Raw genomic sequence first — 21,094 nt, 5'->3', positions numbered from 1 at the left:
ATCCAGCCGACGTGAAAGGACCCGGGAAAAGGGGATCGGCGACAGGCTGGGGACCTGTCGCCGATCGGGTCATTGGGTCTCCGCCAGATAGGGAGCGCTCCAAAGACGAGTTGATCAAACATCAAATTTAGCTGCCCGGTCAATGGCCGATGCGCAACGTTTATCCGATTTGCAGGAAGTTACACATCCCCGTATCGACCCGACTACCTCCCGTGATGGAACGTTCAAAACCGCCTTCTAAAAGTCCTGACTTGGACACCGCTTCACCCGCGCTGCCTCGAGGTCGTCCTTCGTCGCGAGCGGTCACGTCTGCTCATCAGCATGACGTCCTCGGAACTTTGCGCGGCCAGAAGTGACCACTCGCGGCAGAGGTGGGAGGGTTATTCGGCGAGGAGTTGGGCGAAGGGGGTGGGGGTGGCGTAGGGGTCGCGTACGGCGGCGGGTTGGGTTGAGGTGACGAGGGTGGCGAATTCGGTGGCGGCTCGGTCGATGCGGTCGTGGAGGCCGGTGGCGCCCGCGCCCCAGTCGGATGAGGCGGCGTACACGCCGGTGGGGACGACGACCGCGCGCAGGTAGGTGAAGAGCGGGCGGAGGGCGAAGTCGAGGACGAGCGAATGGCGTTCGGTGCCGCCGGTCGCGCCGATGAGGACGGGCTTGGCCGCGAGCACGCCCTCGTCGAGGATGTCGAAGAACATCTTGAACAATCCGTTGTACGACGCGCTGAACGTCGGGGTGACGGCGATGACGCCATCGGCCCGGGCGACCTGGTCGAGCACGTCGCGCAGAGCGGCGGACGGGAAGCCGGTGAGCAGGTTGTTCGTCAGGTCCTGCGCGAGCTGCCGCAGTTCGACCGTGACGACCTCGTGCGGTATGCCCTGTCCGTCGAAGGCATCCCGCGTCGCGGCCGCGAGTCGGTCCGCCAGCAGCCGGGTGGACGACGGCTGGGTCAGACCCGCGGTGATGACAACGATCGTCCGCGTGTTCACAACGCCTCCAGTTCCTTGGCGCGCTCGGCGGCGGCCTTGAGCGACTCGTGGTTCGGGGCGTCGGGCACGTGGGCCGGCTTGAGGGCCGCGAACTCCTTGCGCAGTACGGGAATGATCTCCTCGCCGAGGATGTCCATCTGCTCCAGCACGGTCTTCAACGGCAGACCCGCGTGGTCCGCGATGAACAGCTGACGCTGGTAGTCGCCGAACTTCTCGCGGAACGTCAGCGTCCGTTCGATGATCTCCTGCGGGCTGCCGACGATCAGCGGCGTCTCGGCCATCGTGTCCTCCATCGACGGCCCGCCGCCGTAGATGGGCGAGTGGTCGAAGTACGGCCGGTACTCCCGGATGGCGTCCTGCGAGTTCTTCCGCATGAAGATCTGCCCGCCGAGACCGACAATGGCCTGGTCCGCGGCGCCATGTCCGTAGTGCTCGAAGCGGCGGCGGTAGAGGTCAATGAGCTTCGCAGTGTGGTCTGCAGGCCAGAAGATGTTGTTGTGGAAAAAGCCGTCACCGTAGTACGCAGCCTGCTCAGCGATCTCAGGGCTGCGGATCGAGCCGTGCCAGACAAATGGCGGTACGCCGTCCAGTGGCCGCGGGGTTGACGTGAATCCCTCCAGCGGCGTGCGGAACCGGCCTTCCCAGCTCACGACGTCCTCGCGCCACAGGCGTCGCAGTAGCGCGTAGTTCTCGACAGCGAGCGCAATGCCGTCCCGGATGTCCTTGCCGAACCACGGATATACCGGGCCGGTGTTGCCGCGACCCATCATCAGGTCGACCCGGCCGTCGGCCAGGTGCTGCAGCATCGCGTAGTCCTCGGCGATCTTCACCGGGTCGTTCGTGGTGATCAGCGTGGTCGAGGTCGACAGGATGATGTTCGAGGTCTGAGCCGCGATGAACCCGAGCAGGGTCGTCGGCGACGACGGCACGAACGGCGGGTTGTGGTGCTCGCCGGTCGCGAAGACGTCCAGACCGATCTCCTCGGCCTTCTTCGCCACCGTGACCATGGCCTTGATCCGCTCCGCCTCACTGACGGTGTGACCGGTGACCGGGTCGGTGGTGACATCCCCGACGGTGAAGACGCCGAACTGCATCGTTGCTCCTCGCTTAGGTGATTCACTATTAAACGACTGTCGCAGGTTGAAACGTCAACTCGACCTCCGGCATTCCCTTACCCGAGGCGGCGCTTCGAGCGTTCAGTCAATCGCCATCGCCGTCTGTCAGCGTCTCGCCGGACGGCCTATCCGGCCGTCATCCCGGAGAGAAACGAGACTCACCATGAAGCGTTTACTCGGCGGTCTGTCCTTGGTCATCGGCCTGGTCGTCTCGGCCGGCGTGCTCAGCGGTACGGCGGCGGCGACCGTGGCTGCGCCGCCGGACCCGACCGGTCTCACGGCCGGACTGGCAACGGCTCAGCGGATCCAGCTGCAGCGCCAGGTCGACGACCTGCTCGCGAAGTCGCCCACCGGCAAGCAGGTCGGTCCGAACCAGGTCGCCTGGCGAGGCGGCAAGGTGACTGTGACCATTCCACTGCCCGGCGAAAAGACGGCTCGTGCGGCCGGTGAGGCGATGGCTCCGGCCGGTACGCCGAACTGCAGCTACTACTGGACCTGCTTCTACGAGCACGCGGACTTCGGCGGTCGTCGACTGACCTGGTCCGACTGCGGTGGGCTGCACGACTTCCAGAATTGGGACTTCGACAACATGACGAGTTCCTGGCACAACAACCAGTCCGGTGGGGCGACCACTACGGTCTACAAGTTCGGCAACCCAACCGGCTACTTCACGATCTGGACGGCGGCGCCCGGTTCCAGCGCGTACGTGGGTGACAGGCTCAATGACATAGCCGACGCCTTCACCGCCTGCTGAAACGGCGATGCGTCCGGGAGCCTGAGTCCAGGTCTCCCGGACGGTTCCGGGTGCGAGAGGGCCCGCCAGCTGGAACCGGCTTCCGCCGGATGAAACTTGTTTCAGTGGTTTGGGGTCTTGCCGAGGGCTGGGAGGGCGGTGGATATTGCAGCGGCAAGCGATTGCCCAGCGTTGTTCGACTGCCATTCGACTGCAGGCTCAAGGCAGTGCGACTGGCGACTCGACCGCCCGAGTCCGATGTCCGGAGGGACGCCATGCCTCAACTCAGCCGCCGATTACTGCTCGGCGGAGCCGCCGCAACCACTCTCACCGCTCTGCCCGGTACTGCCGTTGCCAAGGGCTCGATTGAACCGGCAGGGCGCCCGCGGGACGAGTCCGCCGTACTGCTGGCTCAGTGGGCTGAGGCGCGCGGGTCGCATCCGCTGATCCCGGACATCTCGCATGCCGGCTATCGCGGTGGTGAACGTCCACGCCGCCCGCGGGTCGTCGCGAAGGTCACGGAATTCGGTGCCCGGCAGGACGGGTCTGACTCGGCTCAGGCGTTCAACGAGGCCGTGAAGTACGCCGGTGAGCGTGGTGGCGGCACGGTCGTCGTACCGCCTGGCACATATGTACTGGCATCACCTGTCTGGATGCACTGGTCGAACGTGGTTCTGCGCGGCTCTGGCCGGGACCGGACGATCCTGCACTTCACGCGGCCGTTGGAGGAGAGCTACCGGCCTAACCTTCAGCCGAGTTTGCAAAGTCGTTGGTCCTGGACTGGCGGCCAGATCTGGGTGATAGCGCCAGAGCGCCGGGCCAAGTCTGAGGCCGAGGACTTCGCCGCGTCCGAGGGCTGGTTGCTTGGCGACACCCTCGCGGAAGTGGCGTCGGCTTCGCGTGGGCAGCGCACGATCAGCGTGTCGAGTACGGCGGGCCTCAAGGCCGGGGACATGGTCGTACTCGAGTGTGACAACCCCAGTGACGCAAGCCTTCTGCAGCACCTCGCGGGCGACGTACCTGGGACTAGGCAGTACGACTGGCCTAAGCGGGCTCCGCAACTCACTACCGGCTCTGGCGGTCAGTACGTCCAGTACGCGACTCTGCAATGGCCTGTGCGTATTGAAGAGATGGTCGGCGAACGGCTGGTACGACTCGCTCAGCCGTTGCGGTACGACCTACGGCCGGGGTGGCCGGCTCGACTGCGGCATATCGGGCCGACGCTGCATGACGTGGGCGTAGAGGCTCTGACGATCCGCAACGAGCTCAAGCCGATGACGATCCACAACCGGCATCCGGGCGCGAACGGCCTCTGTTTCCAGGCGGTGTACGACTGCTGGGCGGACGACGTACGCGTCGAGAACTGCGATCTCGGCTTCGGTTTCACCACCACCAAGTCCGTCACGATGACGAACGTGGTGGTCGGCGGCCGGTCGGCCCATCACAGTTTCGCGTGCCGGATGCAGGCGCACGACAACCTGGTCGACGGGTTCGAGATCGAGGCGTTCGCGGTGCCGTTGCCAACCGGCGCGCTGCATCACGGGCTGAACCTGGAAGGGCTTTCGGCGGGCAATGTCTGGCGTCGCGGCAAGATGGCCGAGGGCACGTTCGATACGCATCGGGCGATGCCGTTCGAGAACGCGCGCACGGACATCACCCTGGTGAACAACGGTCGCGTGGGTGGTTCGGCGGCATCCGGACCGTTGTTCGGGGCAAGGATCGCGCACTGGAATGTCCGCATCGCCAGCGGCAGTCCGTACGCGATCCTCGTCGGCGACGTCGCCCCGCGCAGCATCACCCTCGGCGTTCAAGGCGCGACCGCGGACGCGAGCGGTCTACCCCGCGACTTCCCGGGTGATCTGGAGAACGCCACGCTGCAACCCGGCGTACGCCCGAGCGTTCTGGATCTCTATGCGGGTCAGCGGGCCTGTCACTAGTTGAGGCGTTCGAGCTGCTCCGGGGTGAGCGTGAGGTCGAGCGCGGCGTACGAGTCGCGGATCGTCTCGGGGCGGCTCGAACCGGGGATCGGGATGACGTGCTCGGACTTGGCCAGCATCCAGGCGAGTGTCACCTGCTGCGGGCTGACGCCGAGCTCCTGCGCGACCTCGTGGAAGGTGGGGTGCTGGTCGCCGAGGTCGCTCGCCCTCGAGATACCGCCGAGCGGGCTCCACGGCAGGAACGCGATACCGAGTTCGTCGCAGAGTTCGAGCTCCGGTTCGCTCGACCGGAAGGCCGGGGAGAACTGGTTCTGGACCGAGACCAGGCGGCCGCCGAGGATCTCGTTCGCCTGGCGGATCTGGGCGGGGTTCGCGTTCGAGATGCCGGCCAGCCGGATCTTGCCCTCGTCGAGCAGGTCGCGGATCGCGCCGACGGACTCGTCGTACGGCACCTTCGGGTCCGGCCGGTGGAACTGGTAGAGCCCGATCGCGTCGACGCCGAGCCGCTTGAGCGAGGCCTCGGCCGCCTGTCGGAGGTACGCCGGCGAGCCGTTCTGCGTCCACGAGCCGTCGCCCGGGCGCAGGTGTCCACCCTTGGTCGCGACGAGTACGTCGGAGGTGTCACCGCCGTACGACGCGAGCGCCGTCGCGATCAGCGTCTCGTTATGGCCGACGTCGTTCGCGGTCAGGTGGTACGCGTCGGCGGTATCGATCAGGGTGATGCCGGCGTCGAGCGCGGCGTGGATCGTCGCGATGGACCGGGCCTCGTCGGGCCGCCCCTCGATCGACATCGGCATACCGCCGAGCCCGATCGCGCTGACCTCGACCGCACCGATCCGCCGGGTTTTCGTCTTAGTTGCCATATCCCCAACCTGCCTGCCCCCAACTAAGTTTTCCAACAGTAAAAATCTCTCAACCCCAGCACCCCAACTTCTGAATGAATGCACGTGGTCGCCCTCGCGGCGGCGTACGGCAGGATTTGGCGTATGGCCTCCACCGCGATCATCCGCCGAGCCGTTCCCGCCGACGTCCCCGCCCTCGTCGGCCTGGCCCACGAACTCGCCGCCTACGAACGCGCCCCCGACGAATGCCACCTCACCGCCGACCAGCTGACCGCCGCGCTGTTCGCCGAGAAGCCCGCGGTTTTCGCCCATGTCGCCGAGGTGGACGGTGTGGTGGTGGGTTCGGCCGTCTGGTTCCTGAGCTTCTCGACCTGGCGCGGCGTACACGGCATCTACCTCGAAGACCTCTACGTCCAGCCGGCCCAACGCGGCTCCGGCCTCGGCAAAGCCCTGCTCGCCGAACTCGCCCGCGAATGCGTCCGCAACGGCTACGAACGCCTCGAATGGGCCGTCCTCGACTGGAACCAGCCCGCCATCGACTTCTACAACTCCCTCAAAGCCGAACCCCAATCCGACTGGTTCACCTACCGCCTAACCGCCGCACCCCTCCAAGCCCTAGCCGCCACATCCCCCACCCGCTAGCCCCTCCCCTTTCGCCACGCCCGCCGGCTCGTTGTATCCCGTTCATCGGGCCCTTGTGACACGGCGTGTCGCGCATCATCGGTCCCTTGTGACCAAAGGGCGGGGGCCTACCGCCCTTTGCATTCATTCGTCGGAATCCGCCCTCAGCCGTCGCCTGCCTTGTGCTGGTCCGCTGAGCTGTGAGGGCGGATTCCGACGAATGAATGCAAAGGGAGACGGCGGCACGACTTGGGCGGGTACGGAGGGTGAGAGGATGACCGCATGGACTTCCGGCCGCTGATCGTCTCGCGGATCGTCAACCTCTTGCCGGGGCTCGCGATCGCCGTACTCGGGGTGATCTATGGGCTGACCGATCGTGGTGTGTTCGCGATCGTCGTGGCGGTGGTCGCGCTGGGGGGCGGCGGTTGGCTCGCGTTCCGGGGGTATCACCTGGGGGCGCGGGTGGACGATGACGCGATCGAGGTGCGCGGGTTGTTCCGGACGCAGCGGATCGAGCGGGACCGGATCGACTCGATCACCGATCTGCCCGGCATCGTGTGGAAGGCGGACAACGGGCGCAAGCACTGGATGCCGATCATCGCGTTCGCGCGCGAGGAGTCGGCGCCGTTCTTCAAGAACGTGATCAAGCACAACCAGCACATAGTCGAGCAGTTGCAGGAATGGGGCCCGCCTTCCCAAGGCAGCGCCCAGCCCCGCCGGCCCCTCCGCCGTACTCGCGACAAGTAACCGCGACAAAGTAACCGCGGAAGTACGCGACAAGTAACCGCGGAAGAGCTAGCGGCGGGCTTTGCGGCGTTTCGCCTGGTACATCGCGTCATCCGCCGTACGCAACAGCTCGTCCAGGTCCGTGACGTACGGGCTGACGATCCCCGTCCCGATGCTGGCCGTGACCGGCACGTCGATGTCGGTCAGCGGCGACGCGATGGCCTCGTCCAGCCTTTCGACCAGCAGGTCCAGCGCGTCGCCCGAGATGTCCTCGGCGAGGATCGCGAACTCGTCACCACCGAGCCGCGCCACCGTGTCCCCATGCCGGACCTGGGCCAGCAGGCGATCCGCGATCTCGCGCAGCGCCCGGTCGCCGGTCTCGTGCCCGTACCGGTCGTTGACGTCCTTGAAGTGGTCGAGATCGCAGAAGAGTACGGCGCCACGCGAGCCGGTTTGGCGGCAGCGTTGCAAGGCCGCGTTGAAGCGGTGCCGGAGCAGCCGGCGGTTCGGCAGTCCGGTCAGCGGGTCGTGCGCGGCGTTGTGCTCGAGCTCGCGCTCGGCGTCCTTGCGCGCGGTGACGTCGTCGACCTGGACCAGGATGAACCGCGGCTGGTCCTTGCCTTGGTCAACGATCGACGCGGTGCCGGCCAGCCAGATCGCCCGGCCGTCCGCGCGCAGGAACCGCCGCTCGAACCGGTACGGCTCGTTGCCGGTCTGCGTCAGTTCCTCGATCTCCCGCTGGGTCTGACCGAAGTCCTCGTCGTCGAGGTAACTCGGGAAGCTGGTCCCGATCAGCTGATCCGGTGCGTAGCCGGTGATCCGGCAGAACGCCTCGTTCACCCGCAGCACCCGGCCGGGGTCGGGCGGGTCGAACGCGATCGTCGCCATCCCGTTGCCCGCGCCCTGGAAGACCAGCCGGAACGTCGTTTCGCTGGCCTCGAGCCGGACCTTCTCCGCGAGCAGTTGGTCGGTCAGCCGGGCCTTGTCGATGGCGAGACCGGCTTGGGTCGCGAAGATCTCCAGCAGCTCGCGATGGATCTGGCCGGGGCGGCGCTGGTCCTCGGGCAGGTCGACCGAGAGCATGCCGACGAGCTCACCACTCGGCGACTTCAGCGGCGCGAACAACGCGTCCAGCGGATGCCACGCGTCCGGGTCCTCGGAGACGGGGATCTCGGGCACCCAGCCGACCACCTCGCCCTCGGGCAGTCGCTCATGCGGCACGAACCGCAGCGCGCCCCAGGAGTCGGCGATCGCGAACTCGGCGTCGAAGATGTCGGCCGCGCTGATCGTGCCGAGCAACGCCTCGCGGGCATCCGGCGAACCGGCGACCGCGATCACCTCGAACTTGCCGTCGGCCTGACGCAGGTTCAGAACGGCGATCCCGAAGCCGAGGCCGTCCACCACACCGTCGACGACGGCCTGCAGGGTTTCGGACAGGCTGCGCCCCGCACCCATTCGGGCGCTCACCTCGTACAGACGGCGAACTGCCGTCATTCGTACGGTGGGCTCGTTCTGCACGATGGATCTCCGGCGTCACGGCAACTCGGCGGCCTCACGGGGCCCTGCCGTGGTCTAGGCCCCTTATACAGAGTGACAGATCAGGCCAGTAGAACAGTGGTGTCCCGCGGGTCTAGTCCGGTCTCTGAGACGCAGACAGTATCCAGTCGCATTCACTGGGTCACATCCGCGAGCTCTTCTGACGATGCGTGCGCATCTCATCGCTCATCGTAGTGACGCTTCGGGTACCCGAGTGCGCCGCCCTCGGATCATGGCGAGAATCAGGGCCGCGGCGAGTCCGGCCATCACTGCGGCCGGTACGCCGACCATGGTCAATCCGAGCGCGAGTACGGACGCGGGCATCCAGCTCCACGCCGGTACGAGGCGCGCTTCCCGGCCGCGCCGGCGACGCCAGCCTTCGACGCCCATCGCGACGGCCAACGGCGGCATCGTCGCCGCGAGCATGACCAGCCAGGAGACGAGATAACGGTGAAACCCCAACGCGGCAAGGGCTATCCCGACGGTCGCGATCAAAACAAGCGCTCGATGCATTCCGAGTCGCGTCACGCCCGCGAGGGCCAGACCGCCCGAGTGGTACGCCGCCAGCGTTGGCGCGATCACTGACACGGCAAGCAGAATCGTGCCGACCTGGGAGTGCGCGAGTTCGGCCACGAGATCGGTCGAGCCGGTCGATCGCCACAGCAACGCACCGGCCGTCGCGACCAGCAAGCTGGGCAACACCAACAGCAGCACGCACATCGCGAGATCGAAACGATTTCGCAGCCCGGCTGTGAAGTCCGGCGCGCGAACCGCGAAGACCGAGACGTACCCGATGAACGGCGCCGTGGCCGCAAAGAGCAGCGAGAGGTTGCCGGGGGCAAGCGTTATCGGCGCGGTCGACGTATCGGCGGTAGTGACCACCAGCAATACAAGGAGCAACGCGCTGACGGTAGTTGCCACGGCCAACAAATTCCAGCGACCGGTCAACGCGACCGGCAACACCGCGCCACCCAGCAGTACGGCGCCCGTCCACGCAGGTAGTCCGAGCAACTGGGCGAGCGCCGCACCACCAAGGCCGACGTTGAAGCCCGTCCACCCCACCATCGAGATCGCGAGCAGCCAACCGAAGACCGTGCGAGTCGCCGACGGCAGGTAGTCCGGCAGCACCTCGGCCAGCCGACGACCCGAGCCGTACGGCGGTGCCAGCCCGAGGTGGCCCTGGATGACCAGCAGGAACGCCATCACCAGACCAGCCAGGAGCAGTACGACGAGCGGCACCGGCCCATCCGCGAGAGCGGCCGCGCTACTACCGAGGACCAGCGCGCCTGGCGCCGTACCGATGCCAAGCCAGGCGCCGGCCGTATGCCACCAGCGCCTGGACGGTTGTTGCATCAGGCAACGTGTTCGCGATACGCGGCGAGAGCGGTGTCGAAAACCTCCTGGCCAGGCCGGGCCCAGAGATCGGCGTTGAAGATCTCGACCTCGATCGGCCCGGTATAACCGGCAGCCTCACACGCAGTCCGCAAGGAACGCAGGTCGATCGACCCGTCGCCCATCATGCCGCGGCCGAGCAGTACGTCGGACGGCAGCGGCACGATCCAGTCGCACACCTGATACGAGCAGATCCGCGAGCCCGCACGAGCGATCTGGCGAAGCACGTCCGCGTCCCACCAGACGTGATAGGCGTCGACGACCACCCCGACCTGCGACGCCGGGAACTGCTCCGCGATATCGAGTGCGCCACCAAGCGACGAGACCACACACCGGTCCGAGCAGAACATCGGGTGCAACGGCTCGATCGCCAGCCGCACCCCCAGCTCCCCGGCGTACGGCGCGAGTTCGGCGAGGCCATCGCGAACCATCGCCCGGGCGCCTGCGAGATCACGCGAGCCTTCGGGCAATCCGCCACTCACCAGCACCAGCGTGTCCGTACCAAGGGCGGCCGATTCCTCGAGCGCACGCCGATTGTCGGCCACGGCGGCTGCCCGCCCGGCGGCGGTTGACGCGGTGAAGAACCCGCCGCGGCACAACGAGGAGACCCGCAGGCCGGCATCCGCGACGAGGCCCGCCGCCTTCTCCACGCCGTACTCCTGGACCGGTTCGCGCCAGAGCCCGATCCAGTCCAGCGAAGCCTTCGCGCTCGCGGCGACCACGTCGTCCAACGGCCAGTACTTGGTGGTGGCCTGGTTCAGGCTGTAGCGGTTCACGCGTCCACCCCGCCGACCACGAGCAGCTGGCGGAACCGGTGCACGGCCAGCTCGGGTTTCGTCAGTACGCCGGCCTGGTCTGCGAGCCGGAAGGTCTCCGCGAGGTGCGGGAGTGACCGCCCGGTCTGCAGGCCGCCGACCATGCCGAAGCCCGGCTGATGGCCGTTCAGCCAGGCCAGGAAGGCGATTCCGGTCTTGTAGTACGGCGTCGGTGCCGCGAAGATCTGCCGCGACAGTGGCACGGTCGGCGCGAACAACGCGTTGTACGTGGCCAAGTCGCCCTCGTCTAGCGCCTTCAGAGCGGCAGCCGCGGCTGGCGCGATCGCGGCAAAGATGCCGAGCAGCGCGTCACTGTGCAACTCGCCATCGCCCTTGATCAGCTCGGGATAGTTGAAGTCGTCACCCGTGTACAGCCGGACCGGAATACGCTTGCGCAGAGCAACTTCTTTGCTTGCGTCGAGCAACGACACCTTGATGCCGTCCACAGCCGAGGCGTTGTCGCTGATCAGATCGACGACGATGTCCGCCGCCGTGTCGAGCGAGTCCGACCCCCAGTAGCCCTCCAGCGCCGGATCGAACATCGACCCGAGCCAGTGCAGGATGACCGGACGACTCGACTGGCCGAGCAGCCGGTCGTAGACCTTGCGATAGTCGTCGGGCGATCCCGCAGCGGCCGCGCAAAGCGCACGACTGGCCATCAGGATCGGCTGTGCCCCGACCTCCTCGGCGAGCGCGAGCTGCTCCTCGTACGCCGCGATGACCGCGTCCAACGTATGCACGCCAGGCCCGAGCTGGTCCGTACCGACGCCGACGGCGATCCGTCCATCCGGCGCCTCGGCGGCTGACCGGCGGATCAGCTCCTGCGTAGCGGCCCAATCGAGACCCATACCGCGCTGGGCCGTGTCCATCGCCTCGGCCACGGACAACCCGAGCGACCACAGGTGCCGCCGGAACGCGAGCGTGTGCTCCCAGTCCACCACCGCGGGCGCCCCCGGCGCGTTGTCACCCAGCGGATCCGCGACCACGTGAGCCGCCGCGAAGGCCAACCGCTCCCGCGCCGGCTCATAAGTCTCAACCGATGGCGCTGTAGAGACCAGCTGATACTTGGACAACCCACCGGACAGCGTCGGCAGGTTGAGCTCCAGGCTCACGCCACACCACCGATCTCGAGCGCCGGTACGTCGAGCTTGCGGCCCTCGCGCCACGACTGCAGCCCGAGCTCCGCCAGCTGCACACCCTTCGCGCCCTCGACGAAGTCCCACGTGAACGGCGCGTCATCCACGATGTGCCGCAGGAACATCTCCCACTGAACCTTGAACCCGTTGTCGAACACCTCGTTGTCCGGCACATCCAGCCACTGGTCGCGGAACGGCTCGGTGACGGGCAGATCCGGGTTCCAGACCGGCTTCGGCGTGGCCGAGCGATGCTGGGCGCGGCAGTTGCGCAGGCCCGCGACGGCGCTTCCCTCGGTGCCGTCGACCTGGAATTCGACCAGCTCATCGCGGAAGACCCGGGTGGTCCAGGACGAGTTGAGCTGGGCGACGATGCCGCCTTCGAGCTCGAAGATGCCGTACGCCGCGTCCTCCGCGGTGGCGTCGTACCGGTTGCCCTGCTCGTCGTACCGGACGGGGATGTGCGTGGCGCCCTGGCAGTAGACGGACTTGACCGGCGCGAAGATCTGGTCGAGCACGTAGCGCCAGTGGCAGAACATGTCGACGACGATGCCGCCGCCCTCTTCCTGCTTGTAGTTCCAGGCGGGCCGCTGCGCCTCCTGCCAGTCACCCTCGAAGACCCAGTAGCCGAATTCGCCGCGGACCGAGAGGATCTGGCCGAAGAAGCCGCCATCGACCAGCCGCTTGAGCTTGCGCAGACCCGGCAGCGAGAGCTTGTCCTGGACCACGCCGTTCTTCAGCCCGGAATCGCGAACCAGCCGGGCCAGCTCGACGGCCGCGTCCAGGCCTTCCGCGATCGGCTTCTCGCAGTAGATCGCCTTGCCGGCCTCGACGGCGGCCCGCACACCCTTCTCGCGGAGCTGCGTGAGCTGGGAGTCGAAGTAGATCTCGACGTCCGGCTCGGCCAGCGCCTCGGACAGGTTCGTCGTCCAGCGGGTGAGGTTGTACTTGTCGGCGATCCGGCGCAGCTTGTCCTCGTTGCGCCCGACCAGGATCGGTTCGGGCATGATCACCGTCTTGCCATCGGCCGCGAGAATGCCACCCTGCTCGCGAATGGCGACGATCGATCGTTCCAGGTGCTGCCGCAGACCCATCCGCCCGGTGACACCGTTCATCACGATGCCAATGCGTCGTTCGTTCACTTTGTTAGAGCCTTTCTCAGTCATGGGCGGCACCTGTGGCACCCAGTAAGTTGCGAATTTCGCTCGCGAGGTCTTTGAAGATGGGAGTGCCGACCGTTTCGCCGTACTGGCGGTGGTCGGGCAGGTCGACGGGCAGGGTCTTGACGATGCGGCCCGGTCGCGGGCTCATCACCTCGATCCGGTTGCCGAGGTAGACGGCTTCCGCGATCGAGTGCGTGACGAGAACGACGGTCACGCCGGTCTCGCGCCAGATCCGGTTCATCTCGACGTTGAGGGTTTCCCGGGTCAGCGCGTCGAGCGCGCCGAACGGCTCGTCCATCAGGAGCACAGGCGGCTCGTGCAGCAACGCGCGGCACAACGCGACGCGCTGCTGCATGCCACCCGAGAGTTCATGCGGCAAGGCCTTCTCGAAACCGGTCAGACCCGTCATCTCGATCAGGTAATCCGCCCGCTTCTCGGCGTACGACTTGTCGAGCCCGCGCATCTCGGCCTGCAAGAGGATGTTCTTCCGGGCGCCTCGCCACTCGAGCAAAGCCGAACGCTGGAAGGCGAAACCGACCTCCCGCTGCGGCGCGGTCACCGGCTTGCCGAGTAGTTGCACGGAGCCACTACTCGGTTTGACCAGGCCGGCGATGATCTTCAGCAGGGTCGACTTGCCACAGCCGGAAGGGCCGACGATCGTGACGAACTCGCCCTTCTCGATCGACAGCGAGACGTTCTCCAGCGCCGTGGTGCTGGAGCGTTTGCTCGCGAAGTGGCAGGTCAGATCCCGCAGCTCAATGGTCGACATCAACCAGTCGCCTTGGCGTACTTGCCGTCCCAGTACTTCGCGGGCTCGGCCGGGTTCTTCAAGTCGGCGTACGTCTTGAGCACGTCGATCGTGTCGGTCCACTGCTTGTCGGTATTGACGCCGGGCCCACCGGCCGTGTCGAGCTGCAGCAGCGGAATGGCCTTCTCGAGCTGCTTCTGCATCACCTCGGCGGCAGGCGCCTGCTCGGCCTTGCCCGCCATCGCCTGGACCGCGGCCGCCGGGTCCTTCGCGGCGTCGGCCCACGACTTCTGGGTGGCGCGGACGAACTTCTCGGCCAGGGCCGGGTCGTCCTTGAGGGTCTTCTCGTTCACCACCAGGCCGGTGCCGAGCAGGTTCAGCCCGGTGTCGGCCCAGACCAGGACGTCGACCTTCTTGCCGGACTTGGCCTCGATCGTCGGCGCCTGGTCATGGAAGAACCCCATGATCACGTCGACCTTGCCCTCGATCAGCGCGGCGATCTTGCCGGCCGCGTCGACGTTCACGAGCTGGACGTCCGACTCGGCCAGGCCGTTCGCCTTCAGCCAGGCGGGGAACGTCGACCAGAGCGCGTCGCCCGCCGTACCGGCGATCTTCTTGCCCTTCAGGTCGGCCGGGGTCTTGATGTTCTGGGTGGAGAAGAACTCCAGCGACGACGGGCCCTTCTGCAGGTAGACGCCGAGGCTCTTGATCGGCATCCCGTTGCCGACGCCGTGCGCGACCGACGCCGCGTCGGCCCAGCCGAAGTCGGTCTGCCCCTGGGCGACGGCCTTCACCGTGTTCCCCGAACCGTTGCCCGGGTTGATGGTGAGCTCGATGCCCTCGTCCTTGAAGTAGCCCTTGTCGACTCCGTAGTAGAAGGGCGCGTGCTCGCCGTACGGCACCCAGTTCAGCGTGAGCGTCACCTTGGCCGGCCCGCCGGCGTTGTCGTCCCCGCCGCCACCGCAGCCGGTCAGTGCCAGAGCGCAGACCGCAGTGAGCAGGAACGCTATGCGTCGTCGCATTGTCATCCGCCTTTCAGCTCGCTTCATGTGGTGGTGAGCGCCAGGCCGTCGCGACGGCTGGCATGCCAGGGGATGAGCAGCGCCTCGGCCACTTCGACCGCGACAAACAGCACGATGCCGATTGCCGACATCAGGAACAGGTCGGCGAAGAGCAACGCCGAGTTGAGGTTTCCGCTCGCGCCGAGCAGGACGAATCCGAGCCCTTCCTGCGCGCCGACGAACTCGCCGACGACGGCCCCGACCACGGCGAGCGTGACGGCCACCTTGAGCCCGCTCATCAACTGCGGCAGGGCGCCGGGGAAACGGATCTTGCGGAAGGTCTTCCAGCGGCTCGCGCCCATCGTGGCCGAAAGGTCGAGCAATTCGGGATCGACCGAGCGCAGGCCCGCGACTCCCGAGACGACGACCGGGAAGAACGCGATCAGGACGGCGAGGATGACCTTCGGTTGCAGGCCGAACCCGAACCAGACGACCAGGATCGGCGCGATCGCGATCTTCGGAATCACCTGCGCGAACAGGATGATCGGATAGAGCGACTTCTCCAGCGTCTTCGAGTACACGATGAGTACGGCCATCGCGATCCCGATCACCGCGGCCAGGATGAACCCGAGCAACGTCTCGTACGTCGTGACCCAGGTGTGCCGGGCGAGGTCGGCTCGTTCGGTGATCAGTACGTCGAGCACGTCTGCTGGTGGTGGCACGAGGTACGCCGCGACGTACTCCTGCGCGGTGACGAACCACCAGATGACGACAAGTCCGACCAGTACCAGCGCCGGACGCCAGACGGCCTCGACCACCTTCATGGTTTGGCCTGTACGTCGTACACGTCGAGTCGGCCGCACATGCCGTGGCGGCCGGTCTCGGTTGGGGCGGGGATGCCGTGCAGTTCGGCCGTTTGGACGTGCGGCGCGGTTCCGGCTTCGAGCGCGTCGAGGGCGGCGCCCGTCTGGTCGGCGAGGCGTTTGGCGCCGTTCTGCCAGCGTTCGCGCCACTCAGCGATCTTTGGCCGGACGATGGCGACGGCTGAGGCGTAGAAGTCGTCCAGTCCGGAAGGGCCCTCGGCGTCGTACCGCTCTCGGAGGGCGAGGAATCCGTGCAGCGCCAGGTCGCGCCGGCGCATGGCCGAATCGGTCCGGTCGTCGCCCTCGCCGACGAGCGTGCTGGCGGCGAGATAGGTCTCGCGATCGGTCAGGTGCTCCGGCGGGAAGGTCAGTACGGCGTCACCGGCCTCGGGCAGGCCGCTGTTCGACATCAACGTGAGGATCTGGAGGCCGCCGCCGTTGACGAGGCGGTGGATGGTGCCCGGGTCGAACCAGACGACCGTGCCGGCTCGCAGCGGGGTTTCGGTGAAGCCCTTCGGGTTGAGCGTCTGTACGGCGCCGGATCCCGCGATCACGTAGTAGCCCTCGGAACAGGCGAGATGGACGTGCGGCGTACCGCCGACGAGCCCGTCCGGAGCGGTGGTGTCGTACACCTTGAGCAAGGAGACGCCGATGCCGCCAGGCAGCGCGGGAGCGAACTCGCACATCGCTGGTCCTCCTCAAGCTCCGGGAAAGGGCTTTCCAAGCGTCAGAACGGTAACACTAAGTCCCCATCGGACCCCAGTCAACCGATGGGGAAAGCGATTGCCCTAAAACTGTCAACCGTTTGCATTCATCGGTCCGAATCCGCCCTCTCAGCACCGCCGACAGGTGTGAGAGCAGGACGGCAAAGAGAGGGTGGGCCCGGCCCGGGATGCGGGGGATTACTTGTGGGGGCGTTAGCGTCGGGCGGGACGGCGCGAGGTGGAGAGGTGGCTTGGGTGGTGGATGAGGTCGAGGTGGGGCGCGAGGAGCAGCGGGAGGTCTATCGCACCCTTGACCTGGCGTTGCGGATCGGGGAGGTGCTGCTGTCCAGCGGTGCCGGTACCGCGGACGCGACGGCCACGATCCTGTCGGTCGCGGCGGCGGGCGGTCTGCGCGGTTGCGAGGTCGACATCACCTTCATCTCGATCACGATCGCCTACCAGGCCGCGCCGGATATCGCGCCCGAGACGCATCTGCGCGTCGTCCGGTATCGCGGCCTCGACTACTCCCGCCTGACCGCCGTCGACCGCCTGGTGCGGCAGTTCGCGGCGGCCGAGATCACTCGCGAGGAGGCCAGCCGGGAGCTGGCGCGCATCACCTCGGCCGGCCCGCCGTACCCGCGCTGGAGTTCGGTGGTGGCCTGGGGTGTGATGGCCGGTGGCGCCACGCTGTTGCTCGGTGGTGGCTGGCTGATCACACTGGTCGCGGTCGTGACGGCCGTGCTGATCGAGCTGAGCAACCGGTGGTTCCACCGGCAGCGGCTGCCCGCGTTCTACCAGCAAGTGTTCGGGGCCTTTCTCGCCACCGCGGTCGCGCTCGGGCTGTACGCCGTCGACGCGCCGGTCAAACCGTCACTGGTCGTTGCCGCCGGCATCATCATGCTGCTGGCCGGGATCGCCCTGACCGGTGCCGTGCAGGACGCGCTCACCGGGTACTACGTGACCGCCTCCGCCCGGACGCTGGAGGCGATGCTGCTGACCGGCGGCATCATCGCGGGCGTCAGCCTCGGCATCACGGTCGGCATCAAGCTGGGCCTGCCGATCGCGATCGAGGCGCAGACCATTCAACTGACGAACTTGCCGATCATGACGTTCTCCGGAGCCCTGATGGCAGTGGCGTTCGCCTTCGCGTCGTACGCGCCGTTGCGGTCGTTGCTGCCGATCGCGATCGTCGGCGCGCTTGGTTCGCTGGTGTTCACGATGATGACGCGGGTGGAGTTCGGCCCGGCCTGGGCGACTGCGGCTGCGGCGTTCGTCGTCGGCCTTGGCGGGTATTCGCTCGGCCGGCGCAGCGGCGTACCCCCGCTGGTCGTGGTGGTGTCCGGGACCGTGCCGCTGTTGCCCGGATTGACCATTTACAAGGGCCTGTTCGAGGTGATGTCGATGGGCAGCCTGACGGGTGTGGTCAGCCTGGCGACGGCCGTCGCGATCGGTGTGGCGATCGCCTCGGGCGTGATTCTCGGCGAGTACGTCGCGCAGCCGATCCGGCGCGAGGCCCGTCGCCTCGAGGACCGGCTGGCGGGACCCCGGTTGGTGGGCCCGCGCCGGCCGATCCGCCAACGCCCTCCCCGCGCGGAGAAGTCGGTACGCCGGAAGCGCCGCAAGGTCTAGCTTCAGCGGATCTCCTCCAGTGCGACGTCGTCCAGCTGGAGCCACACGTCGTGACCCGCGCCGAACGTGCCGGCGTACAACTGGACCACGGGATTCGCGCCCACTTCGACCTCGACGCTGACCTTCGTGTACGCCGTCAGCGTGCCGGTCTCACGTTGTGCGAGGACTTTGCCCTGTGGAGTTCGTACGCCGAGGACGCCCTTGGTGGTCGGGTCGGACGTCCGGATCCAGGCGCTCAGGCGATACCGGTGGTGTGGTCGTACGGCGACGTTCTGCTGGATCTGGTGCCAGCCGTTGGACTCGCGGACGAAGCTGTTGTTCGCACCGCTGTGCGCTTGACCGATGTTCTGGTCGATGCCGCCGCGGCCGTTGAGCTGCCACGGCGCCGACACCGTCGTACCAGGCTGGCCTTCAAAGCCAGGATCGCTTACCAGGTTGGTGTTCTGGCCATCGCTGGATAGGCGAGTGTGCATCAGGAACACGTTGTACGGGTCCCACTGGGACATCGTGAAATAGAGGTCCGGGCCGGACGACCAAGGGTGCATGTACGTGCCGTAGAGCGCCGGGAAGTCGGTGCCCTTGGCAACCACTTGCTCGCCGCTCCAGGGCCGGGTGAGGTCTGAGGCGGAACGCAGTACGACGGCCGCGCGCTGCTCGTCCAGGTACATCATCAGCCAGCGGCCGAGGTGCTCGTTCCATTGCACGGAGACCTCGCTGATCGGCCCGATGGCGATCGGTACGACGTCGGCCTCGCGGCTGGACCACGTCCGGCCGTTCCAATAGCGGTAGGCGCTCTTCGTCAGCACCTGCGCGGCCGGGACGCGGGCCAGGTGCGCATTGCCGTACCGGCCGTTCGGCGTACCGACGAGATAGACGTACGAGCCTTGGCGGACGAAGGCGTTCATCTGGAACTTGTTGTTCCAGGCGGAAGTGTTCGGCCAGACGGCGGTGGTCGACTTGGTCCAGGTCTGACCGTCGTCGTCGGAATACGCGATGCCCGAATGGTTCGTGAACCACGTCCCGGCCGGGCCCCAGTGGTTGACCGACATGTAGTGCAGGTATTGCCGGTTGCCGACGGCGATGCCCGCGGTGGGGATGACCGTGTGCTCGTCGCGGTCGACCTTCTTGCAGCCGAGGATCTGCTTCGCGTGTCCGGGGCGATCCTCTGCCGCGCTGTCGAACGTGATGCCGTCCGCGAGGTTCCGATCGCCGCTGCGCAACAGCGTGTTGCAGCGCCAGTCGAGCGTGGCCGGATCGCCCGTACCGGCGCCGGGACCGGTCCAGCCGTTGCCATAGGTGTCACCGAACGCCGACAGGATCCGGCCGGACCCGTTGTCCCAGAGGATGCCGAGGTCGGTCGCCTTGAGCTCCCACCTCGTGTCGGTGGCGTTGATCGAACCCGGCCCTGTCAGCTTGCCAACGCGCGTCGCCGGCGTCGGCACCACCCCCGTCGGTCCAGTCGTTTGAGCTACAGCTGAGGCTGGGGTGATCAGGGCGGCGGCGAGCAGGGGCAGGAGTAAGAGCTGACGCATACGAGTCTCCCGGTGGCGGTGCGAGAAATCGATTTCCCATCGACCGTACCGAGCCGTGGTCAACCGGTCAACGCCTCGCCCGACAGTCGCGCGACAGGGGAACGCGACTACGGGCGGGGATCCACGCGCAGACCGGGCAGCACGAGAGTGAGCCAACGCTCGCGGACTTCAGGCGGTTGCTCGAGTGGCGCCGTCGCCAGGATCAGGGCGAAATCGGCGACCGTGACGTCCGGATTGAGAGTTCCTTCCGCCTTCGCGAGGGCGATCAGTCGCTCGAGCGCCTTGGTCGCCCGCTCGATCTGGGCCTCCCCGAAGCCGGCGGCGCCCAAGCCCTGCGCGGCCGCCTTCACGGCCCGATCTCGGGCGGAGAGGTCGAGCGTGCGCACTATGAGGGCCTGGATCTCCTCGATCGCCGGGGCATCCCGAGTCGCCGCGGAGGCGCGATCGGCGACCGCCTCGATGTCGTTGGCCAACTGCTCCAGGTGCTCGGTCAGGATCGCGCCGACCAGGTCGGTCTTGGTCGGGAAGTGCCGATAGAGCGTGCCGACCGCGACGGCCGCGGCCTCGGCGATCGCGTCCATCGTCACCTCGGGACCGCTCTGGGTGATCTGCTGCCGGGCGGCCGCGAGGATCTTCTCCCGGTTGCGCGCCGCATCCGCACGCAACGGACGTGCCTCGCTCATATGCCCTCCCTTGATTCAAGGTGAAGCATAGTTCATGATAAACGTGAGTGATGGTTCATATTAGTCCCGAAGGAGAGTCATGTCCGAGAAGGTAGCTCTGGTCACCGGTGCCTCATCCGGAATCGGCGAAGCGACGGCGCTCGCCCTGCGGCAAGCCGGCTTCATCGTGTACGGCGCGGCCCGGCGGATCGACCGCATGGCGGGCCTCGCGGAGCAAGGCGTGCGGGTGCTGGCCATGGACGTGACCGATGACGCGTCGGCGCAGGCCGGAGTGGCCCGGATCCTCGCCGAGGCGGGCCGGATCGACGTACTCGTGAACAATGCGGGCTACGGGTCGTACGGCGCGGTCGAGGATGTGCCGCTCGACGAGGCGCGGGCCCAGTTCGAGGTGAACGTCTTCGGCGCGGCCCGGCTGATGCAGCTCGTGCTGCCGGCGATGCGCGCCCAGCGCAGCGGCAAGATCGTCAACGTCAGCTCGATGGGCGGCAAGATCCACACGCCGCTCGGCGGTTGGTATCACAGCAGCAAGTTCGCGCTCGAAGGGCTGAGCGACTGCGTGCGGGTCGAGGTCGCGCCGTTCGGTATCGACGTGGTCGTGGTCGAGCCGGGCGCCATCGAGACCGAGTGGGGCGGGATCGCCGCCGGGCAGCTGACCAAGGCTTCGGGCGATGGGGCCTATGCCGCGCAGGCCGAGGCGATGGCGGCCGCGATGACCGTCGAGCGCACTGGATTGATGCGTCCATCCGCGCCGACGGTGATCGGCGACACGATCCGGACGGCCGTTTCGGCGAACCGGCCGCGGACCCGGTATGCCTCCGGCGCCGGCGCCAAACCGTTGCTGCTGATGCGGCGCGTGCTCAGCGATCGCCTGTTCGATCGGCTCATCAGCCGGGCGACCGGTGCGCCCAGATAGGCCCACTAGGTGACCTTCGGCA

At 67.1% G+C, this 21,094-nt stretch carries 20 protein-coding genes; 6 read left to right on the top strand and 14 right to left on the bottom strand.

Features of this window, described 5'->3' with window-relative positions; all coding sequences use genetic code 11:
* Positions 1-380: 380 nt before the first annotated feature.
* Positions 381-986, bottom strand: coding sequence for an FMN reductase (locus OG394_RS24415; protein WP_328989379.1), 606 nt, complete (start codon positions 984-986; stop codon positions 381-383).
* Entirely contained in the window at positions 983-2,080 is a 1,098-nt protein-coding gene (locus OG394_RS24410; RefSeq protein ID WP_328989378.1) for an LLM class flavin-dependent oxidoreductase, read from the bottom strand. Before OG394_RS24410 ends, OG394_RS24415 begins: the two co-directional genes overlap by 4 nt.
* A gap of 184 nt (positions 2,081-2,264) precedes the next feature.
* Between OG394_RS24410 and OG394_RS24405 the strand changes: the two genes are divergently transcribed.
* Both OG394_RS24405 and OG394_RS24400 read left to right on the top strand, forming a co-directional pair.
* A complete protein-coding gene (locus OG394_RS24405; RefSeq protein ID WP_328989377.1) occupies positions 2,265-2,855 on the top strand; it encodes a peptidase inhibitor family I36 protein in 591 nt (196 codons plus the stop codon).
* A gap of 254 nt (positions 2,856-3,109) precedes the next feature.
* Positions 3,110-4,771: a glycosyl hydrolase family 28-related protein gene (locus tag OG394_RS24400; protein WP_328989376.1), complete on the top strand. Its 1,662-nt coding sequence runs from the start codon at positions 3,110-3,112 to the stop codon at positions 4,769-4,771.
* Here the strand turns inward: OG394_RS24400 and OG394_RS24395 are convergent.
* Positions 4,768-5,634, bottom strand: coding sequence for an aldo/keto reductase (locus OG394_RS24395; RefSeq protein ID WP_328989375.1), 867 nt, complete (start codon positions 5,632-5,634; stop codon positions 4,768-4,770). The genes OG394_RS24400 and OG394_RS24395 overlap by 4 nt on opposite strands.
* A gap of 123 nt (positions 5,635-5,757) precedes the next feature.
* On the opposite strand from OG394_RS24395, the gene OG394_RS24390 reads away from it, so the two are divergent.
* On the top strand, positions 5,758-6,255 hold the full coding sequence (locus OG394_RS24390) for a GNAT family N-acetyltransferase (protein WP_328989374.1): 498 nt from the start codon (positions 5,758-5,760) through the stop codon (positions 6,253-6,255).
* Between the two features lie 261 nt (positions 6,256-6,516).
* On the top strand, positions 6,517-6,981 hold the full coding sequence (locus OG394_RS24385) for a hypothetical protein (RefSeq protein WP_328989373.1): 465 nt from the start codon (positions 6,517-6,519) through the stop codon (positions 6,979-6,981).
* 48 nt (positions 6,982-7,029) lie between these two features.
* Here OG394_RS24385 and OG394_RS24380 read toward each other — a convergent pair whose 3' ends face one another.
* The 9 genes from OG394_RS24380 to OG394_RS24340 all read right to left on the bottom strand — a co-directional run bounded on the left by OG394_RS24380 (position 7,030) and on the right by OG394_RS24340 (position 16,297).
* Positions 7,030-8,454, bottom strand: coding sequence for a diguanylate cyclase domain-containing protein (locus OG394_RS24380; RefSeq protein ID WP_328989372.1), 1,425 nt, complete (start codon positions 8,452-8,454; stop codon positions 7,030-7,032).
* Between the two features lie 228 nt (positions 8,455-8,682).
* A complete protein-coding gene (locus tag OG394_RS24375; protein ID WP_328989371.1) occupies positions 8,683-9,849 on the bottom strand; it encodes a hypothetical protein in 1,167 nt (388 codons plus the stop codon).
* The gene (locus tag OG394_RS24370) at positions 9,849-10,664 is read right to left on the bottom strand and encodes a sugar phosphate isomerase/epimerase family protein (RefSeq protein ID WP_328989370.1); all 816 of its coding nucleotides are present in this window, start codon (positions 10,662-10,664) and stop codon (positions 9,849-9,851) included. The genes OG394_RS24375 and OG394_RS24370 overlap by 1 nt, the downstream gene beginning before the upstream one ends.
* A complete protein-coding gene (locus OG394_RS24365; RefSeq protein WP_328989369.1) occupies positions 10,661-11,815 on the bottom strand; it encodes a dihydrodipicolinate synthase family protein in 1,155 nt (384 codons plus the stop codon). Before OG394_RS24365 ends, OG394_RS24370 begins: the two co-directional genes overlap by 4 nt.
* Complete coding sequence (locus OG394_RS24360) at positions 11,812-12,978, bottom strand: Gfo/Idh/MocA family protein (protein WP_328989368.1); 1,167 nt, start codon at positions 12,976-12,978, stop codon at positions 11,812-11,814. The genes OG394_RS24365 and OG394_RS24360 overlap by 4 nt, the downstream gene beginning before the upstream one ends.
* 16 nt (positions 12,979-12,994) lie before the next feature.
* Entirely contained in the window at positions 12,995-13,768 is a 774-nt protein-coding gene (locus OG394_RS24355) for an ABC transporter ATP-binding protein (protein ID WP_328989367.1), read from the bottom strand.
* A complete protein-coding gene (locus OG394_RS24350) occupies positions 13,768-14,769 on the bottom strand; it encodes an ABC transporter substrate-binding protein (RefSeq protein ID WP_328989366.1) in 1,002 nt (333 codons plus the stop codon). Before OG394_RS24350 ends, OG394_RS24355 begins: the two co-directional genes overlap by 1 nt.
* Positions 14,770-14,792: 23 nt before the next feature.
* Complete coding sequence (locus OG394_RS24345) at positions 14,793-15,572, bottom strand: ABC transporter permease (protein WP_328989365.1); 780 nt, start codon at positions 15,570-15,572, stop codon at positions 14,793-14,795.
* The gene (locus OG394_RS24340) at positions 15,569-16,297 is read right to left on the bottom strand and encodes a cupin domain-containing protein (protein WP_328989364.1); all 729 of its coding nucleotides are present in this window, start codon (positions 16,295-16,297) and stop codon (positions 15,569-15,571) included. The genes OG394_RS24345 and OG394_RS24340 overlap by 4 nt, the downstream gene beginning before the upstream one ends.
* Before the next feature lie 264 nt (positions 16,298-16,561).
* Between OG394_RS24340 and OG394_RS24335 the strand changes: the two genes are divergently transcribed.
* Complete coding sequence (locus tag OG394_RS24335) at positions 16,562-17,944, top strand: threonine/serine ThrE exporter family protein (RefSeq protein ID WP_328989363.1); 1,383 nt, start codon at positions 16,562-16,564, stop codon at positions 17,942-17,944.
* A 2-nt stretch (positions 17,945-17,946) separates the two neighbouring features.
* Here the strand turns inward: OG394_RS24335 and OG394_RS24330 are convergent, their stop codons facing one another.
* Both OG394_RS24330 and OG394_RS24325 read right to left on the bottom strand, forming a co-directional pair.
* Positions 17,947-19,476: a DUF4185 domain-containing protein gene (locus OG394_RS24330; protein ID WP_328989362.1), complete on the bottom strand. Its 1,530-nt coding sequence runs from the start codon at positions 19,474-19,476 to the stop codon at positions 17,947-17,949.
* A 107-nt stretch (positions 19,477-19,583) separates the two neighbouring features.
* Positions 19,584-20,159 carry a TetR/AcrR family transcriptional regulator gene (locus OG394_RS24325; protein WP_328989361.1) on the bottom strand — a complete coding sequence of 192 codons (576 nt, stop codon included), beginning with the start codon at positions 20,157-20,159 and terminating at the stop codon, positions 19,584-19,586.
* Between the two features lie 79 nt (positions 20,160-20,238).
* On the opposite strand from OG394_RS24325, the gene OG394_RS24320 reads away from it, so the two are divergent.
* Complete coding sequence (locus OG394_RS24320; protein WP_328989360.1) at positions 20,239-21,072, top strand: oxidoreductase; 834 nt, start codon at positions 20,239-20,241, stop codon at positions 21,070-21,072.
* Positions 21,073-21,094: the final 22 nt, after the last annotated feature.

Origin of the sequence: Kribbella sp. NBC_01245 (assembly GCF_036226525.1) — a bacterium.
GTDB lineage: Bacteria > Actinomycetota > Actinomycetes > Propionibacteriales > Kribbellaceae > Kribbella.
This window is presented reverse-complemented; position numbering and strand designations above follow the sequence as displayed.

Bases quoted from the DNA above. Each gene is read 5' to 3' on its own strand.
- OG394_RS24325 (WP_328989361.1), bottom strand. From the start codon at position 20,159: ATGAGCGAGGCACGTCCGTTGCGTGCGGATGCGGCGCGCAACCGGGAG.
- OG394_RS24355 (WP_328989367.1), bottom strand. From the start codon at position 13,768: ATGTCGACCATTGAGCTGCGGGATCTGACCTGCCACTTCGCGAGCAAA.
- OG394_RS24385 (WP_328989373.1), top strand. From the start codon at position 6,517: ATGGACTTCCGGCCGCTGATCGTCTCGCGGATCGTCAACCTCTTGCCG.
- OG394_RS24400 (WP_328989376.1), top strand. From the start codon at position 3,110: ATGCCTCAACTCAGCCGCCGATTACTGCTCGGCGGAGCCGCCGCAACC.
- OG394_RS24350 (WP_328989366.1), bottom strand. From the start codon at position 14,769: ATGCGACGACGCATAGCGTTCCTGCTCACTGCGGTCTGCGCTCTGGCA.
- OG394_RS24345 (WP_328989365.1), bottom strand. From the start codon at position 15,572: ATGAAGGTGGTCGAGGCCGTCTGGCGTCCGGCGCTGGTACTGGTCGGA.
- OG394_RS24330 (WP_328989362.1), bottom strand. From the start codon at position 19,476: ATGCGTCAGCTCTTACTCCTGCCCCTGCTCGCCGCCGCCCTGATCACC.
- OG394_RS24405 (WP_328989377.1), top strand. From the start codon at position 2,265: ATGAAGCGTTTACTCGGCGGTCTGTCCTTGGTCATCGGCCTGGTCGTC.
- OG394_RS24390 (WP_328989374.1), top strand. From the start codon at position 5,758: ATGGCCTCCACCGCGATCATCCGCCGAGCCGTTCCCGCCGACGTCCCC.
- OG394_RS24395 (WP_328989375.1), bottom strand. From the start codon at position 5,634: ATGGCAACTAAGACGAAAACCCGGCGGATCGGTGCGGTCGAGGTCAGC.
- OG394_RS24320 (WP_328989360.1), top strand. From the start codon at position 20,239: ATGTCCGAGAAGGTAGCTCTGGTCACCGGTGCCTCATCCGGAATCGGC.
- OG394_RS24340 (WP_328989364.1), bottom strand. From the start codon at position 16,297: ATGTGCGAGTTCGCTCCCGCGCTGCCTGGCGGCATCGGCGTCTCCTTG.
- OG394_RS24375 (WP_328989371.1), bottom strand. From the start codon at position 9,849: ATGCAACAACCGTCCAGGCGCTGGTGGCATACGGCCGGCGCCTGGCTT.
- OG394_RS24410 (WP_328989378.1), bottom strand. From the start codon at position 2,080: ATGCAGTTCGGCGTCTTCACCGTCGGGGATGTCACCACCGACCCGGTC.
- OG394_RS24380 (WP_328989372.1), bottom strand. From the start codon at position 8,454: ATGACGGCAGTTCGCCGTCTGTACGAGGTGAGCGCCCGAATGGGTGCG.